Genomic DNA, 15509 nt, shown 5'->3' with positions numbered 1-15509 from the left:
GCCATATTGGCGGCGGCGTCGCTGCACAGGAACAGCGCCATGGCGGCGACCTGTTCGACCGTCACGAACTGCTTGGTCGGCTGGCCCGCCAGCAGCACATCGTTCATGACCTGCTCGCGCGTCATGCCGCGCGCCTTCATCGTGTCGGGGATCTGGTTTTCAACCAGCGGCGTCCAGACATAGCCGGGCGAAATGCAGTTGGCGGTAATGCCGCAGGTCGCGACTTCCAGCGCCACGGTCTTGGTAAAGCCTGCCAGGCCATGCTTGGCGGTCACATAGGCGCTTTTGAACGGGGACGCGGTCAGCGAATGCGCGCTGGCGGTCTGGATGATCCGGCCCCATTTCTTGCTCTTCATATAGGGGACGGCCAGCCGCGTCGTATGGAATGCGCTGGTCAGATTGAGCGCGATGATCAGGTTCCACTTGTCGACCGGGAAATCCTCGACCGGGGCGACATGCTGGGTTCCGGCATTGTTGATGAGAATGTCGACCCCGCCAAAGGTAGCGGCGGCCTCCGCCATCATGGCCTCAATCTCTTCCTGCTTGGTCAGGTCATGGCCGCTATAGAGCGCCTTGGCCCCACTCAGTTCCTCCAAGCCCAACCGCTCCTTTTCAATCGCGTCCTTGTCGCCAAAGCCGTTGATGACGACATTCGCGCCTTCGCCAGCCAGTGCCTTGGCATAAGCGAGGCCGATGCCGGATGTTGATCCGGTGATCAAAGCGGTCTTGCCAGCGAGGGACTTGCTCATGCCTTTTTCTCCTTGAGATGATCGGGACGGTCGAGGTCAAACGTGGCGCTCTTGCCATCCAATATGTTGCGGGCGATCAGATCGCCCTTGTGCATCACTTCTTCCACCGCGTCGCGGCCCTGGCTCCAATGGTCCAGCATCGTGGCGCGGGAAAATTCGAAATCCTTCGCGCCGCTTTCCCAGTTGCGGCTGCGGTAGATGAGGTGGACGATGTTGATCGATCCGGTTTCGACATATTGACGCAACTGCTGCGCATCCGCATCGTTCCGCAGCTCTTCGGGCAGTTTGTCGAGCAGGGCGCGGATCGTGCCATGTTCGCGCCGCAGCCGCAGATACTGGTCCGTCACCTGCCGGGTACGGCTGCTATATTGAATGTCCTTGGTCCGCGAATAGACGTCGGTCATCTGCCGCGGCATCGGCCCTTCGGCGGGGAACAGATCGACCTGAAACACCAGCATGTCTTCTGTCTGATGGTCCAGCACATGGGCCAGCGGCGTATTGGATACGATACCGCCATCCCAATACCAGCGCCCGTCAATCTCGACCGGCGGCAGGCCAGGCGGCAGCGCGCCCGACGCCATGATGTGGCGCGCGTCGATCCGGGTGTTGCCGCCCGGCCCGCGCGTGTCCCAATAGGCGAAATTGCCCGTTTCCACATCGACCGCGCCAACCGAAAGCCGCACTGGCCCGTCATTCAGCAAGTCCCAGTCGATACAGGCGTCCAGCGTGTCTTTCAGCGGCGCGCTGTCGTAAAAGCTGATCGCGCCGGCCGATCCTTCGGGCATCATCGTCGCGGGCCACAGGCGCGGGCGGAACATGCCCGGCACGCCGAAGGTCGCGACCGTCCCTGCGGCGGCCAGATGCGCGATCTCGCGGATATGGTCGATGTCGGGCAGCAGGATATTGGGCATCCCGCCCGATACGGTGTACCAGAATTTCTTGAGGCGGCTGATCCGCCGGTGCGGCGGGTTGCCCGCGATGATCGCGGCGTTGACCGCGCCGATCGATATGCCCGCAACCCAGCTGACATCGACCCCCAGTTCGTCCAGCCGTTCATAGACGCCAGACTGGAAGGAACCCAGCGCGCCGCCCCCCTGAAGCAGGAGCGCGACTTCGCGGGGGAGGGGCAAAGGCGTGCGGGCACGGCGGAGGGGCTTTGGCTGAATATCCATGATGCAGTGCAATATAGGCTTTGCGAACGGCAATCCAACTTTATGTCGCCAGATAAAATTTGCTTTGCCCGCAACCCTCTGGCCATTCCGGCGGTTTGCAGCATCCGGTGAATCGGCTAGGCACAGGCCTGAACAGGGAGGGCGTCATGCGTCTCGACGACGAACAGGAAAGCAGTCATTTCGAGGTGCAGGACGGCCGGGGCGGCGGTGGCGGCTTTGGTGGCGGGCTGGGGATGCTCCTGCCGCTGATCGGCAGCAGATTCGGGTGCGGCGGCATTGTCGTGGCGCTGATCATCATGATGGTCATGGGTATGAACCCATTGAGCCTGATCGGCGGCGGCGGGGGCGGCCAGCCTGTGCAGACGCAGCGCCCTGCGACGACCGAACTGACCGACATTCAGCGCACGTCGCTCAAAGTGCTGGGATCGACCGAGCGCCGCTGGGACGAGATTTTCAGGGCGGAAGGACAAAGCTATCCGCCGCCGACGCTGGTATTCTACAGTCAGAACGGCCAGTCAGGCTGCGGCGCGGCGCAGGCGGCGATGGGGCCATTCTACTGCCCCGCCGACCAGCGCATCTATATCGACACCGATTTCTTCAAGGAAATGGAGACGCGGTTCAACGCGCCGGGCGATTTCCCGATCGGCTATATCATCGCCCATGAAGTGGGCCATCACATCCAGACTATCACGGGCGAGGCGGACCGGATTCGCAGGGCGCCGCAGCGCGCATCGGAGGCGGAGGGCAATGCGCTGCAAGTGAAGATGGAATTGCAGGCGGATTGCTATGCCGGGGTGTGGGCGGCGCGCGACACCAATCTGATGGAAGCGGGCGACCTGGAAGAAGGGATGCGCGCGGCAGAGGCGATTGGCGACGACACGCTGCAAAAGGCGGCGGGACGTCGTCCAGTGCCCGAAAGCTTTACCCATGGCAGCAGCGCCCAGCGCATGGCCTGGCTGCGCAAGGGCTTGTCGACCGGCGATCCGGCCCAGTGCGACACGTTCAACGGATCGCTCTGAGCCTATTGTCCTTGATCGTCGGTTGATTCGGCCTGATCTGCCTCCGGGTCGTACATCTGGCCGTTTGCGTCCGTTGGCGCGGCGCTCGTTTCCGGCAGGCCAGCGCCGGGGGCGAGCATCGGTTGCCCCGCTCCGGCCATCGGCTGGCCAAAGGCTGGCGCATCCGCTGGCGGGGGTGGCGGGACGGCCGGTTGGGCTACGGGCACGGTGACGGACGGCGGTGGCGACGTGCCGATTATGGCGGGCTGCGATAGAGAGGATTCGGGACGCCTGGGCAACACGTCCTGCACCGCCAGCACGACCAAGGGTGCTGCGATCACCGTGCAGATGGCAAAATTGCGGTATATCATCGCCTGGACTTCTTGCTGATCGACCGGGCGACAATATCCAAAATCGGTAAATAAATAGCTGTGCCGATCAGCGCTTTACCGGCTGAACACATCGAGTCGGGCCAGCAGGGCGGTCATATCGTCAGGCAGCGCGTCGCGCGGCGGCGCGTAGGTGGAGCGCAGCGCATTGCCAACGCCCTCATAGGGCAGGGGAAGCGCGACAGTCACAACCCGCCCCTTGTCGCCTTGGCGACCCGGTGCCGATCGGCCGGACGATTTGCGCTGCATTTCCATGTCAGTAGAACGGACGTCGCAGGCAAAAGTTTCTGGCATTCGTCGCAAGCCCAAGCGATAGCGCGCGACAGCAGGCCCGGCGCAAGGGGAGAGACGATGGTGACGGACTGGCCCGAAACATTGGCGCGGATACGCGGCCATTCGCCCTTTCTGACGCGCGCGCTGGATCGCTACCCTGAAGTGGCGGCGGCGCTGGCGACCGGAGACATGGACGCGGCTATGGCTGTGGCGCAGGCGCTTGGCCAGCCGGAGGATGGCGTCGCCCGGTCCTTGCGGCGGCGGCGCACGGGGATCGCGCTGGTGACGGCGGCTGCCGATCTGTCCGGGGCATGGGGGCTGGACCGGGTGACGCGCACCCTGTCCGATTTCGCCGATACCGCCGTGGAGGAAGCGCTGGCCGCCGCCATGGCCGAACGCTATCCCGATGCCGAGCATAAAGGGTTCGTCGTGCTGGCGCTGGGCAAGCATGGCAGCCGCGAGTTGAACTATTCGTCGGATATCGACCCCATACTGCTCTACGATCCCGCCACTCTGCCGCACGGCCCGCGCGAAGATCCCGCCGATGCAGCGGTTCGGATCGGGCGGCGGATGAGCGAATTGCTGACTGCGCGCGATGGCGACGGCTATGTATTCCGGGTTGACCTGCGCCTGCGTCCCTCGCCCGAAGCGACGCCGATCGCCCTGCCGGTGGAAGCGGCGATCGGCTATTATGAATCGACCGCCCTGGGGTGGGAACAGGCGGCCTTCATCCGGTCGCGCGCGGCGGCTGGGGACATGGCGCTGGGCGACTATTTCCTGCGCCAGATTCGCCCCTTCGTCTGGCGGCGGCATCTGGATTTCAGCGCGATCGACGCGATCGTCGACATCAGCCGCCGGATTCGCGACCATTATGCGCAGGGGCAGGCGTTCGGGACGGGATTTGACCTGAAACGGGGGCGGGGTGGCATCCGCGAAGTCGAATTTTTCGCGCAGGTTCACCAGTTGATCCATGGCGGTCGCGACCCGGCGCTGCGATCGGGCAATACGCGGCAGGCATTGGCGGCGCTGGCGCAGGCGGGGTTGATCGAGCCTGACGTCGTGGCACGGCTGGACGAGGCTTACGTCCTGTTCCGCACCATCGAGCACCGGCTTCAGATGGTGGAGGATTTGCAGACCCACGAACTGCCCAAATCGGCAGAAGCGATGGACAATGTCGCGCGGCTCCATGGTTTGGCCGATGGCGACGCGCTGCTGGACCTGCTGCGGCCGCAGGTCGAATGGGTCGGGCAGAATTATGACCGGCTCAGCCCCGAACAGGATGACGCCTCCCTGTCGCAGGATGAGGCGCTGCTGGCCGGGCAACTGGTCGAGATGGGCTTTGCCGATCCTGAAACGGCGATGGCGCGGATCGCCCACTGGCGCGCGGGCAAGGTGCGGGTGCTGCGCAGCGGTCCCTCACGCGAAGCGCTGGAAAGCCTGCTGCCCGGCCTGATGCGCGCGCTGGCGACCGCGCCCGATCCGTCGCGCGCGCTCAACCGGCTGGACGACATGATCGGACGACTGCCCAGTGCGATCAATTTCTTCAAGCTGCTCGCCGCGCGGCCTGCGCTGGTCGCGCTGCTGGCGGAGATATTGAGCCATGCGCCGACGCTGGCCGATGCGCTGGCGCGGCGGGCGGAACTGATCGACGGCCTGATCGACGCCACGGCCTTCGACCCGCCGCCGCCGGTCGATATATTGGCCGGGCAACTGGCCGCGCTGGAGCCGGGCGAGGATTATCAGGCCTTGCTCGACCGGGTGCGCCAGCGCGTGGGCGATCGCCGTTTCGCGCTGGGCGCGCAGATCATCAGGGGCGGCGATCCGCTGGAGGCCGGGCGCGGCTATGGCCGGGTGGCGGAGGCCGCGATCGAGGCATTGGCGGCTGGGACGGTTGCGGAGTTCGAGGCTGCACATGGCCGGGTGCCAGGGGGCGAGATCGTCATTCTGGCGCTGGGGCGGCTGGGGGGCGGGGTGTTGACCCATGCATCGGACCTGGATGTCATCTTCCTGTTCACCGGCGATTTCCGCGCCGAATCCGATGGTCGGAGGCCTCTCGGCGCGACCCAATATTTCAACCGGCTGGCGCAGCGCATCGTCAACGCCCTGTCGGTCCATACCGCGTCCGGCCCGCTCTATGAGGTCGATACGCGGCTCCGCCCATCCGGCGCGCAGGGCCTGCTGGCGGTCAGTTTCGACAGTTTCGCCAAATATCAGCGCGAAGAGGCGTGGGCTTGGGAGCATCTGGCGCTGACGCGGGCGCGGCCGATATTCGGATCGGCCAAGGCCCGCAAGACGTTGGCTGCGATTCTGACGGAAACATTAGAAAAAGAGCGTAATATCAATGATCTACAGCGAGAGGCCGTCAAGATGCGCGGCGACATCGCAACCCATAAGCCACCAGCCAGCGAACTGGACGTCAAATTGGTGCCGGGTGGTCTGGTTGATCTGGAATTTCTGATCCACATCAATCAATTCCGCCACGGCATGGCGTTCGACCCCGATCTGGGCAAGGCGCTGGCCATGCTGGTGGAGGCGGGTCATCTGCCTGCCGATCTGATCGAGGCCCATGCGCTCATCACGCGCTATTTGATTGTGTCGAGGTTAGTGTCGCCTTCTTCCACCGAACCGCCCGAAGCGACGCGCCCGCTGGTCGCCCGCGCCTGCGGCGCTGAACATTGGGACAGGTTGCTTGAAAGCTATGCCAAGGCGCGGCAAAGCATAGCCCAAGCCTGGGCCGCGCTCGCCGCGCCCTATCAGGAGGATATGTGATGCTGGTTCAAGGCGACAGCGCGCCCGACGTCGCGCTCAAGGATGCTGATGGCGCGGATTTCACCCTTGCCCGCTATCGGGGCAAGCCGGTCGTGGTCTATTTCTATCCCAAGGCCGACACGCCCGGCTGCACCAATGAGGCCAAGGATTTCACCGAACTGGCCAGCGATTTTGCCGCGCTGGGTGTGCCGGTGGTCGGCGTGTCGAAGGACAAGCCCGCCAAGCTCAAGAAATTCGCCGACAAATATGGCCTGACGGTCACATTGGCGTCGGACGAGCCGGGCGATGCCTGCGAGGCGTTCGGGACATGGGTCGAAAAGTCGCTCTATGGCCGCAAATATATGGGGATCGAGCGGGCGACCTTCCTGATCGGTGCGGACGGCGTTGTCGCGCGGGTCTGGCCCAAGGTGAAGGTCAAGGGGCATGCCGCCGAGGTGCTGGAGGCGGCGAGGGCGCTTTGACCCTGCCCGATAGTGTCGGGGCGGCATGCCGCCATGTCCTGCTGACCGCTGATCCCCATGCCAAGGTGATGGCTGCGCGCGCCGTCGCGCGGGCGTGGCGGCTGGGACGGCTGGCGCACTGCTTCGATGGGGCGATGCCCGATCAGCCCGCGCGCCCGGACGCGCCCGTCCTGCTGCATCCTGGCCAGATGCCCCGGCGCGGCAAGATGGGGTCGGCGCGATCACGCATCGCCATGCTCCACGCGCTCGCCCATATCGAATTTGTCGCGATCGACCTTGCGTTCGACCTGATCGGTCGTTTCGGCGATCAGTTCCCGCCTGCCTTTGTCGACCAGTGGATGCAGGTCGGTGCTGAAGAAGCGATGCATTTCGCGCTGCTCGACCGGCGGCTGCGCCAGTGCGGCAGCCATTATGGCGCGCTCCCCGCCCATGACGGGCTGTGGCAGGCGGCGGAGGAGACGGCGCACGACGTTCTCGCCCGGCTCGCCATCGTCCCGATGGTGCTGGAAGCGCGCGCCCTCGACATCACGCCAGCGACGGTCGAGCGGTTCGAAGGGGCGGGCGACTTTGTGTCGGCAAAGTCCCTCCGCCGTATCATGGCGGATGAGATTCGCCATGTCGCCGCGGGGACGACATGGTTTCTTGCGGCGACGAACCGATTGGGCCTGTCCGCCCCAAATCATTACCAAATGCTTGTGAAAAGGCATTTTCGTGGTTCGGTTAAGCCACCGTTCAACGACTCAGCGCGTCGGCAGGCCGGTTTGACGCTAGAATTCTACGCCGCGCTTGCAACATGACCGCCGATTTGCAGTCTGCCTAACAGCGGGGGCGATCCAGGTCGCCAAAAAGTAACACGGGAAGCGCCGAGGGGCATAAGCCTCCGGTGACATAGTCGGGGTCGGCATGTTTGAACGTCATATGATCAATACTCGTGGTGCGCGTTTGTTCCAATCTGCCGTAAAGGCGACAAAGATTTTCGCAGGACTCGGTATTGCAGGCGCGCTCTGCGCCGCTGCATCGGCCAATGCGACGGAAACTGACGATCCCTATGGTGATGCGTCGGAAATCAACACCAGCGCCCTTGGGCCGCAGGATGTCGGTTTTTCCAACCTCTTCTCCAGCCTTCAACGCCTTGATGGCAATGCCAAGACCGCTGCCTATATCCCGTCGGGCCGCCCGGTCGAAAAACTGGCGCTGACCTCCAATTTCGGCGTCCGGTCCGATCCGTTCAATGGCAGCGCCCGGATGCACAAGGGCATCGATATTCCCGGTCCTGTCGGCACGCCGATCCACGCGACCGCCGACGGCATCGTCAACCGTGCTGGCTGGGCCAGCGGCTATGGCAATCTCGTCCAGATCTCTCATGGCAATGGCATGGAAACGCGCTATGGCCATATGTCCAAGCTGCTGGTGCCCGCCAACAGCTTCGTCAAGCGCGGCCAGATCATCGGCCTGATGGGATCGACCGGCCGCTCGACCGGCAGCCACCTCCATTATGAAGTCCGTGTCGACGGCGCCGCGATCAACCCGCTGCCCTTCGTCGCTGGCACCGACTATCTGGTGGCGATGAACAACAAGCCCCCGGTCGCCATGGGCGGCCCGACCAAGGCGCAGGAAAAGAGCATCGACTGATCGCGCTTTTATCGACTTTCGCAAAAGGCCCGGTACCCTATGGGTTGCCGGGCCTTTTGCGTCATCCTATCTAGGCTATCATGACCGATATTGATCTCACCTCATCTGCCGCTGCCCGTGTTGCCGCGATCGCTGCCAAGCAGGGCAAGCCTGCGATCCTGCGGCTGGCGGTGGAGGGGGGCGGCTGCTCCGGCTTCCAATATCGCTTCGGCCTGGCCGATGCGGTCGAGGCGGATGACCTGGCGGTCGAGCGCGACGGGGTGACGCTGGTGGTGGATGACGTCAGCCTGGACCTGGTGCGCGGGTCGGCGGTCGATTTCGTTTCCGACCTTGGCGGCGCGGCGTTCAAGGTGACCAATCCCAACGCCACTGCTGGCTGCGGCTGCGGCACAAGCTTTTCGGTCTGATTTCATCCATGACGTGCTCCCGCGAAGGCGGGAGTCCGGTCCAGCCATCGGAACGGGGCTCCCGCCTTCGCGGGAGCGCATTTCATGCTATGGGCGGGGCATCGACATTGGAATCGAAACGGATTGGGTCAGGTCATGCGCATCGCCACCTTCAACATCAACGGCATCAAGGCGCGCCTGCCGCGCCTGCTGGAATGGCTGGACGAAACGCGGCCTGACATTGCCTGCCTGCAGGAAATCAAGACGTCCGACGAGACCTTTCCGGCCAAGGATATAGAAGCGGCGGGCTATGGCGTCATCTGGCACGGGCAGAAGGGGTTTAACGGCGTCGCCATCCTCGCGCGCGGCGAAACCCCGGTGGAAGTGCGGCGCGGGCTGGAGGGTGAGCCGGAGGACGAGCATAGCCGCTATCTGGAAGCGGATGTGAAGGGCGTGCGCGTCGCCAGCATCTACCTGCCCAACGGGAATCCGCAGCCCGGCCCCAAATTCGATTACAAGCTGCGCTGGATGAAGCGCCTGCGTGCCCGTGCGGCGGAAATCTGGGCGGAGGAAGTGCCCGCAATCCTGGCGGGCGACTATAATGTCATCCCGCGCGACGATGATGTCTATTCGGTCAAGGCGATGGCGGACGACGCGCTGATGCAGCCCGAAAGCCGCGCTGCCTATCGCCGCCTGCTGGCCGATGGCTGGACCGACGCGCTACGCAGCCGCCATCCCGCGGGTGGGGTGTGGACCTATTGGGACTATCAGATGAACGCCTGGCCCCGCGACGCGGGCTTCCGCATCGACCATCTGCTGCTCAGCCCCGCCGCCGCCGACCGATTGGTCGACGCGCAGGTCGACAAGGCCTTTCGCGGCAGAGAGAAGGCCAGCGACCATGCGCCGACCTGGGTGGAATTGCGGGGCTGAGGAAGAGCGGTTTGGGAGGTGAGTGTAATGGCCGCTTCCGGGAAAGCAGAGCGGAAGCGGTTTCAGGCGTGAAGACATCACTATATCAGGAACGTCTTACCGCCCGTTATGATAATTGATCGGGGTTATTTCCAGGCGGGTTATGTATTCACTCAGCCTATCTAAACTATAGCTCTCATAATATTCTTGTTCGCGCCGTAAAATGAACACACATTGCACCTCGGTTTCGCGATCATACTGTTCGCAAAGTCTATTTTTATCGATCATCCAGACGCCATAGCACGTCCCGTTACAGTCTCTTATGGCTTGTCGGTTTTTGTAGAACTGGCGATAAGCTAAATCGTGAATATTTGGTATTCGAACCAATTTGTGTTCAGCGATCGTGTTTCTTAAATCGTTACCGCTTATTATCTCGTAGGTTAGACCGTTCGCGGTAACGCTGCCCTCTAATGCATTGGACGGGCTTTCGGGCTCTTGCACATTACAAGAAGTCAGGGCCATGATGATCGTGCTGCACATGGTAAGGTTGATTGAAGAAAAACCTTTAGCCATGGCGGCGATCCTGCATCAAAATTATAATGCCCGCTTACATGACATTCTCGGACTACGGCAAGGACGGCAGCTTCGGACTAACGTTGGCGGTTTCGTGATCGGCAACAAAAGGTCGCTTCTTCCCTACGCCGCCAGCCGCAGGAACGGCACCGGCTGGGTCGATCGCAGCACGATCGGCTTGCCCTCCGACGCTTCGAACAGTTCGCCGTCCAGAATGACGCTGCTGTGATTGCCCTCGATCCGGATGGTGTCGCCCTGTTCCAGATGGATGCCCTGCATCTGGCTCTTGCCCACGCGCTTGAAGAGGCTTGCAAAGATCAGGCGCAGCAGGGCTGGCAAGCTCTGCTCCACCGCCATCAGCTTCATATTGCCCCGGCGACTGTCGCCCGGCTGGACGCCGAGCAGCAGTCGTTCCAGCGTGGTGACGATCAGCACGGAGAATCGACCGGCCAGTTGCCCGTCGCGGATCAGGGATATGCTGACCGGCTTGCTGGATGGCGGCAGGAATTTGGCGCGGATGCCGAAAATCAGGGAAACCAGCACCGCCATCGCCGTCAGGAAATGGCTGAGGCCGTTGGACAGGCCCAGCGGATAGATCTGGTTGCGGCAATAGAGCATGTAATCGGCCAGCCCCGCGCCGCCCAAAAACATGCCCAGCACCGGGCGGCTGCCGACCTGCCCGTCCGACAGGGCGATCAGTTCGCGCGCGACGACATGGTCGTCAACGCCAGCCTTGGCCAGCGCGACGATTCGTTCCAGCGCCTTGATGGGATCGCCATGAATGCCAAGGTCGAGCGCGATCAGGTTGGTCTTGCCATTGGGCAGCACGGCGATCGGCGGCACCCGGCCCTTGAAATGTTCGCCCTGGTAAAGCTCGGTCAGCGCCGCCTGCACCGTACCGTCGCCGCCATTGATGACAATGACGACGGGATCGACGCGGGCAATCGTCTGGAGCGCGCGGCCGATCTGGTCGACATGCTCCACTTCATAATGGAAGATGTCCGGGTTGCTGGCGCAATAGCTGCGAACGCGCGGCAGGGTCTGGCGGTTGCCCGTGGACTTGGGATTGGACAGGAGCGCGACGCAGACCATGGCTTTTGATCACATATATTTGAGGGTGATGGTGATTTTCGTCACGCCGGGACCGGCATAGAAAGCGGCCTTTTCGACGCCGGGCTTGCCCAGATTGAAGATGTTGATCGACGGATTGTTGGAAAAACCGCCGCCGTCGCGGCTGATGTCGGTCTTGCCATTGCCATCGCGATCATGACGCACGGCGATGCCATATTTGCCCGGTTGCGGCACCGGCATGCAAAAGCGCATCGTGCCATTGGACGGGCGAACCGGAATGTCGATACGATTGAGCCATTCGCCCTTGCTCAACCAGGCGGATTTGGTGGCGGGGTAGGATTGGACGCGCACCTTGCCGGTTTCCGCCGCAAAGCCGCGCACGTCGACCAATACGGCCGGGCCGTTCCGGCTGCCGCCGCAACGTTCCAGATCGTTGGGAATGACCTGACCATGGGCCATTGCCGGGATAGCTGCGATCATCGCTGCCACCGACATCAGACCCACTGCAACTTTTACCATGACCATTAGACTCCTGGAAGCTATAGCCGCCCGATCGGGTCGGACGGCAGCCCCTGTTCGCCCCGCTATTTTCCTGATTCCAATATGGAATGGGTTTGCGGCCAAAACATGGTGATGGGACGACGACTTAGAGAATGCTGACCGCCACCGATCGTTATCTTGCCCGCCTGATCGCGGTGCCCATGCTGGGTACGCTTGTGATCGCCGCGATGCTGCTGGTGCTGGACAAGATGCTCAGCCTGTTCGATTTCGTCGCGGCGGAAGGCGGGCCGGTCAGCGTCGTGTGGCGGATGCTGGCGAACATGCTGCCCGAATATCTCTCGCTCGGCATTCCCATCGGCCTTATGCTTGGCATCCTGCTGGCCTTTCGCAAGCTGGCGCTGTCGTCGGAACTGGACGTGATGCGCGGAGTAGGCCTGTCCTACGGGCGGCTGCTGCGGGTGCCGTACATGTATGCGATCGCGCTCGCGCTGCTTAATTTCGGCATTGTCGGCTTCGTCCAGCCGCTGTCCCGCCACGCCTATGAAGCGCTGCGATTCGAATTGCGGTCGGGTGCGCTGGGCGCGTCGATCAAGGTCGGCGAGTTCACCAATCTGGGCAAGCGGATGACGATGCGGATCGAACGCAGCCTGGACGGTGGGCGCAATCTGCAGGGGATTTTCGTCCGCGCGGTCAGCCGGGACGGACAATCTGTCGCGGTCACGGCGGCGCAGGGCATGTTCCTGGCGACGGACGATCCCGACACGATCATCTTCCGCCTGCGCGACGGCGTTCTGGTCAACGACGCGCCCAAATATAAGACGCCGCGAATCCTGTCCTTTTCCAGCCACGACCTGCCGATCGACCTGCCGCAGATCGAAAATTTCCGCGGGCGCGACGTCGACCGGGAAAAGACGATCCCCGAACTGATCGTGATTGGTCGCGATCCGGCCACCCCGGACAAATTGCGCAACGAAGTGCGCGCCAATTTCCATTTCCGCATGGTGGAAGTGGTGATGATGATGCTGTTGCCGCTGGCCGCGCTCGCCTTTGCGATCCCGCCCAAGCGGTCGACATCGGCGCTGGGCGTGTTCCTGTCGATCATCTTCATCGTGACCTATCACAAGGTCAACCAATATGGCGAAAGCGTGGGCGCGCTGGGCAAGGTTGATCCGATCATCGCGCTATGGGGACCATTTCTGCTGACGGCGGGCCTGATCTTCTGGATGTATCATGTCATTGCGCACCGCCCCGGCGGGCAGCCGATCGGCGCGCTGGAAGTCGCCTTTGCCAAGGTGGGCAAGCAGATCGTGCGCCTGTTGCGGCTGGGCCGTCGACGCCCGCCTGCGGCGGAAGGAGCCGCCTGACCCATGCAATTTGCTTTCTTCCCCTCGCGCCAGATCAGCTGGTACATGGCGCGCCTGTTCCTTACGCGGACGCTGGCGGTTCTGGCGCTGCTGGTGCTGGTGCTACAGACGCTCGACCTGCTGGGCCAGTCAGGCGACATCCTTGCCTATCCCGGCAATGGCGACGCGCAATTGTGGCATTATGTCGGCCTGCGCGTGCCGCAGATCGTGGCGCGCTTCCTGCCTTTTTCGGTGCTGCTCGGCACGCTGGTGATGCTGGCGACGCTGAACCAGAATAGCGAGATCATCTCGATGAAGGCGGCGGGCCTGTCCGCGCACCAGATATTGGCCCCGCTTGTGGTGTCCGCGCTGGGCGTGGCGATCATCAGCTATGCCTTCAACGACCGGATCGTCGCCCGGTCCACCGCGGCGCTCAGTGCCTGGCAAGCGGTCGATTACGGCCCGATCCCGCGCGATAGCGGGGTCAAAAGCAACCCCTGGGTGCGCGACGGCAATAATCTGGTCAACGCGGCGATCGTCGCCGGGCGCGGTACGCAGGTGCAGTTGCGCAAGGTGGAGATTTTCAACCGCATCAACAACAGCCTGACGACCATCATCCAGGCGCCGCGCGGCCATTATGACGCGGCGGACAAGAGCTGGGTGCTGGAAGAGGCGCGCCAGTTCGACGTGGCGCGCGGCACCGTGACCAATGTCGGCACGGTGCGTTTTGGCCGCGACATTCGCCCCGACCAGTTCACCCTGGCCAAGGTCGATCCCGATGCCCTGACCTTCAGCCAGCTTCAGGCCGCGATTTCCGACCTGCATGATGCCGGGCGGCCCACGGCGGAGTTGGAGGCCAATTTGTGGCACAAGCTGTCCGGCCCGCTTTCGGCCCTGCTGATGCCGATATTGGGGTCGGTCGCGGCGTTCGGGCTGGCGCGATCGGGCCAGTTGTTCGTGCGCGCAGTGATGGGCATGGCGCTGGGCTTTGCCTATTTCGTCGCCGACAATTTCTCGCTCGCAATGGGCAGCCTGGGCGCTTATCCGCCGTTTCTGGCGGCCTGGGCGCCCTTCCTGCTGTTCCTGCTGGTCGGTGAGACTGTGCTGTTCAGGACGGAGGAATAGCCTAGCGCGCCCCCATGGTGCTGCGGGCGATCTTGCCGACCAGCGGTATCATCCCGCGATAATTGCCGCGATGATAGGGCGATTGCGGGTCCAGCGTCGCCACCAGCTTGCGGTGCGCGGCGGCCAGATTGTGATAGGGCACGCTGGGCAGCAGGTGGTGCAACGCATGATAGCGCAGGCCGACCGGCGCCCACAGCGCAGGCAGGCTGCCGGGCGGGGGTACATTGACCGAATCGAGATATTGCGCCGTCACGGTCATCGGTTCGCCTTCATTCTCCCACAAATGCGCGACCAGGGTGCGCAGCTGGTTGATGACGGTCATCGCCGAATGGACGGCCATATAGACCAGCAACGGCTTCCACCCGAACAGGAACACGCTGCCGACCAGCGCCAGCGCGAACAAGGACGCGCCAGCCTCCTGCCACGCCCACATGCGGGCGAAGGCCCCTTCGGGCTTGCGGCGGCGATAGGCCGGATTGATCGACAGCGCGGACAGTTCACCGATCATCTTCGCGCGGAGCGGCGGGATGATCAGCGACAATGGCGTCAGCACAGCAAAGCGCAGGATAAGGCCGACCGGCGCCAGCGCGGCGACGAGGATGAACAGCGGCAGCGACCAGGGCTTCATGAGCGCCAGCGGCAGATATTCCGGATCTTCCGCCGTGCCGTAGCGGGTGCGGGCGTGATGCTGGGTATGGACGCCTTCATACATGAAGGACGGGATCATCAGCGGAATGCCCACGATCAGGTTCCACGCGGCGCGGAAACCGGGCAGCGCGCCGGCGCGGATATGGGTGAGTTCGTGGATGAAGCTGGCCGCCCGATACAGCGCCAGCATCGCAATAACCGCGCAGGCAAGGGCCAGCGGCACGTTGTCGATCAGGATAGCACCCGCCAGCGCACCCCAGCCGATCAGCGCGGACGCCAGCATGTCGGGCCAGTAGATGCGCGGATTGGCGGTGGACAGGTCGCGCGTCAGTTCGGCCGCCGCACGCAGCATCGCCACGTCATCGGGAATGGTCGCACGGGCGCGCTGCGCGGCGGCAAGGATGGGATCATGCATAGTCATGGCAGGCGTCCTAATCTCCAAATGCGCTGACATCGTGGCAGCACGATGACATTATCCGCCCAATAGCGGGCTGGCGGCGGGCTGTGATT

The 15509-nt window shown here is 63.2% G+C and carries 17 protein-coding genes; 9 read left to right on the top strand and 8 right to left on the bottom strand.

The window, feature by feature from the left end:
* The coding region (locus SX1_RS01395) for a 3-hydroxybutyrate dehydrogenase (RefSeq protein WP_019051607.1) at positions 1 to 749 on the bottom strand (749 nt) is incomplete at its 3' end.
* Positions 746 to 1921: a patatin-like phospholipase family protein gene (locus SX1_RS01390; protein WP_017181544.1), complete on the bottom strand. Its 1176-nt coding sequence runs from the start codon at positions 1919 to 1921 to the stop codon at positions 746 to 748. The genes SX1_RS01390 and SX1_RS01395, both read right to left, overlap by 4 nt.
* A 146-nt stretch (positions 1922 to 2067) precedes the next feature.
* Here SX1_RS01390 and ypfJ point away from each other — a divergent pair, with 146 nt between their 5' ends.
* Positions 2068 to 2940 carry a KPN_02809 family neutral zinc metallopeptidase gene (gene ypfJ, locus SX1_RS01385; protein WP_026149396.1) on the top strand — a complete coding sequence of 291 codons (873 nt, stop codon included), beginning with the start codon at positions 2068 to 2070 and terminating at the stop codon, positions 2938 to 2940.
* Between the two features lie 2 nt (positions 2941 to 2942).
* On the opposite strand, the gene SX1_RS01380 is transcribed toward ypfJ, so the two are convergent.
* Together SX1_RS01380 and SX1_RS01375 are read right to left on the bottom strand one after the other, a co-directional pair.
* Positions 2943 to 3290: a hypothetical protein gene (locus SX1_RS01380; protein ID WP_019051605.1), complete on the bottom strand. Its 348-nt coding sequence runs from the start codon at positions 3288 to 3290 to the stop codon at positions 2943 to 2945.
* Positions 3291 to 3365: 75 nt separating this feature from the next.
* Positions 3366 to 3563 (bottom strand): hypothetical protein, encoded by a 198-nt coding sequence (locus tag SX1_RS01375; protein ID WP_019051604.1) that lies wholly within the window; start codon positions 3561 to 3563, stop codon positions 3366 to 3368.
* A gap of 96 nt (positions 3564 to 3659) precedes the next feature.
* On the opposite strand from SX1_RS01375, the gene SX1_RS01370 reads away from it, so the two are divergent.
* The 6 genes from SX1_RS01370 to xth all read left to right on the top strand — a co-directional run bounded on the left by SX1_RS01370 (position 3660) and on the right by xth (position 9759).
* Complete coding sequence (locus tag SX1_RS01370) at positions 3660 to 6350, top strand: bifunctional [glutamine synthetase] adenylyltransferase/[glutamine synthetase]-adenylyl-L-tyrosine phosphorylase (protein WP_019051603.1); 2691 nt, start codon at positions 3660 to 3662, stop codon at positions 6348 to 6350.
* A complete protein-coding gene (gene bcp / locus SX1_RS01365) occupies positions 6350 to 6811 on the top strand; it encodes a thioredoxin-dependent thiol peroxidase (protein WP_019051602.1) in 462 nt (153 codons plus the stop codon). Before SX1_RS01370 ends, bcp begins: the two co-directional genes overlap by 1 nt.
* On the top strand, positions 6808 to 7608 hold the full coding sequence (locus tag SX1_RS01360; protein ID WP_019051601.1) for a ferritin-like domain-containing protein: 801 nt from the start codon (positions 6808 to 6810) through the stop codon (positions 7606 to 7608). The genes bcp and SX1_RS01360 overlap by 4 nt, the downstream gene beginning before the upstream one ends.
* A 121-nt stretch (positions 7609 to 7729) precedes the next feature.
* Positions 7730 to 8443, top strand: a complete 714-nt coding sequence (locus SX1_RS01355) for a M23 family metallopeptidase (protein WP_019051600.1) — start codon at positions 7730 to 7732, stop codon at positions 8441 to 8443.
* 80 nt (positions 8444 to 8523) lie between these two features.
* Positions 8524 to 8850 (top strand): iron-sulfur cluster insertion protein ErpA, encoded by a 327-nt coding sequence (gene erpA, locus SX1_RS01350; protein WP_017181536.1) that lies wholly within the window; start codon positions 8524 to 8526, stop codon positions 8848 to 8850.
* Positions 8851 to 8985: 135 nt separating this feature from the next.
* Positions 8986 to 9759: an exodeoxyribonuclease III gene (gene xth / locus SX1_RS01345; RefSeq protein WP_019051599.1), complete on the top strand. Its 774-nt coding sequence runs from the start codon at positions 8986 to 8988 to the stop codon at positions 9757 to 9759.
* 96 nt (positions 9760 to 9855) lie between these two features.
* On the opposite strand, the gene SX1_RS24125 is transcribed toward xth, so the two are convergent.
* The 3 genes from SX1_RS24125 to SX1_RS01330 all read right to left on the bottom strand — a co-directional run bounded on the left by SX1_RS24125 (position 9856) and on the right by SX1_RS01330 (position 11907).
* Positions 9856 to 10311, bottom strand: coding sequence for a hypothetical protein (locus SX1_RS24125; RefSeq protein WP_026149395.1), 456 nt, complete (start codon positions 10309 to 10311; stop codon positions 9856 to 9858).
* A gap of 123 nt (positions 10312 to 10434) precedes the next feature.
* Positions 10435 to 11403 (bottom strand): diacylglycerol/lipid kinase family protein, encoded by a 969-nt coding sequence (locus SX1_RS01335; protein WP_017181533.1) that lies wholly within the window; start codon positions 11401 to 11403, stop codon positions 10435 to 10437.
* Between the two features lie 9 nt (positions 11404 to 11412).
* Positions 11413 to 11907: a DUF2141 domain-containing protein gene (locus SX1_RS01330; RefSeq protein ID WP_017181532.1), complete on the bottom strand. Its 495-nt coding sequence runs from the start codon at positions 11905 to 11907 to the stop codon at positions 11413 to 11415.
* Between the two features lie 128 nt (positions 11908 to 12035).
* Between SX1_RS01330 and lptF the strand changes: the two genes are divergently transcribed.
* On the top strand, positions 12036 to 13247 hold the full coding sequence (gene lptF, locus SX1_RS01325; RefSeq protein ID WP_017181531.1) for an LPS export ABC transporter permease LptF: 1212 nt from the start codon (positions 12036 to 12038) through the stop codon (positions 13245 to 13247).
* A 3-nt stretch (positions 13248 to 13250) separates the two neighbouring features.
* Entirely contained in the window at positions 13251 to 14351 is a 1101-nt protein-coding gene (gene lptG / locus SX1_RS01320) for an LPS export ABC transporter permease LptG (protein WP_017181530.1), read from the top strand.
* Position 14352: 1 nt separating this feature from the next.
* On the opposite strand, the gene SX1_RS01315 is transcribed toward lptG, so the two are convergent.
* On the bottom strand, positions 14353 to 15420 hold the full coding sequence (locus tag SX1_RS01315) for a fatty acid desaturase family protein (RefSeq protein ID WP_026149394.1): 1068 nt from the start codon (positions 15418 to 15420) through the stop codon (positions 14353 to 14355).
* Positions 15421 to 15509: the final 89 nt, after the last annotated feature.

Origin of the sequence: Sphingobium xenophagum NBRC 107872, assembly GCF_000367345.1 — a bacterium.
Classification (GTDB): domain Bacteria; phylum Pseudomonadota; class Alphaproteobacteria; order Sphingomonadales; family Sphingomonadaceae; genus Sphingobium; species Sphingobium xenophagum.
This window is presented reverse-complemented; position numbering and strand designations above follow the sequence as displayed.

Coding starts and splice junctions, on each gene's coding strand:
- SX1_RS01390 (WP_017181544.1), bottom strand. CDS start 1,921: ATGGATATTCAGCCAAAGCCCCTCCGCCGTGCCCGCACGCCTTTGCCC.
- ypfJ (WP_026149396.1), top strand. CDS start 2,068: ATGCGTCTCGACGACGAACAGGAAAGCAGTCATTTCGAGGTGCAGGAC.
- SX1_RS01380 (WP_019051605.1), bottom strand. CDS start 3,290: ATGATATACCGCAATTTTGCCATCTGCACGGTGATCGCAGCACCCTTG.
- SX1_RS01375 (WP_019051604.1), bottom strand. CDS start 3,563: ATGGAAATGCAGCGCAAATCGTCCGGCCGATCGGCACCGGGTCGCCAA.
- SX1_RS01370 (WP_019051603.1), top strand. CDS start 3,660: ATGGTGACGGACTGGCCCGAAACATTGGCGCGGATACGCGGCCATTCG.
- bcp (WP_019051602.1), top strand. CDS start 6,350: ATGCTGGTTCAAGGCGACAGCGCGCCCGACGTCGCGCTCAAGGATGCT.
- SX1_RS01355 (WP_019051600.1), top strand. CDS start 7,730: ATGATCAATACTCGTGGTGCGCGTTTGTTCCAATCTGCCGTAAAGGCG.
- erpA (WP_017181536.1), top strand. CDS start 8,524: ATGACCGATATTGATCTCACCTCATCTGCCGCTGCCCGTGTTGCCGCG.
- xth (WP_019051599.1), top strand. CDS start 8,986: ATGCGCATCGCCACCTTCAACATCAACGGCATCAAGGCGCGCCTGCCG.
- SX1_RS24125 (WP_026149395.1), bottom strand. CDS start 10,311: ATGGCTAAAGGTTTTTCTTCAATCAACCTTACCATGTGCAGCACGATC.
- SX1_RS01335 (WP_017181533.1), bottom strand. CDS start 11,403: ATGGTCTGCGTCGCGCTCCTGTCCAATCCCAAGTCCACGGGCAACCGC.
- SX1_RS01330 (WP_017181532.1), bottom strand. CDS start 11,907: ATGGTCATGGTAAAAGTTGCAGTGGGTCTGATGTCGGTGGCAGCGATG.
- lptF (WP_017181531.1), top strand. CDS start 12,036: ATGCTGACCGCCACCGATCGTTATCTTGCCCGCCTGATCGCGGTGCCC.
- lptG (WP_017181530.1), top strand. CDS start 13,251: ATGCAATTTGCTTTCTTCCCCTCGCGCCAGATCAGCTGGTACATGGCG.
- SX1_RS01315 (WP_026149394.1), bottom strand. CDS start 15,420: ATGACTATGCATGATCCCATCCTTGCCGCCGCGCAGCGCGCCCGTGCG.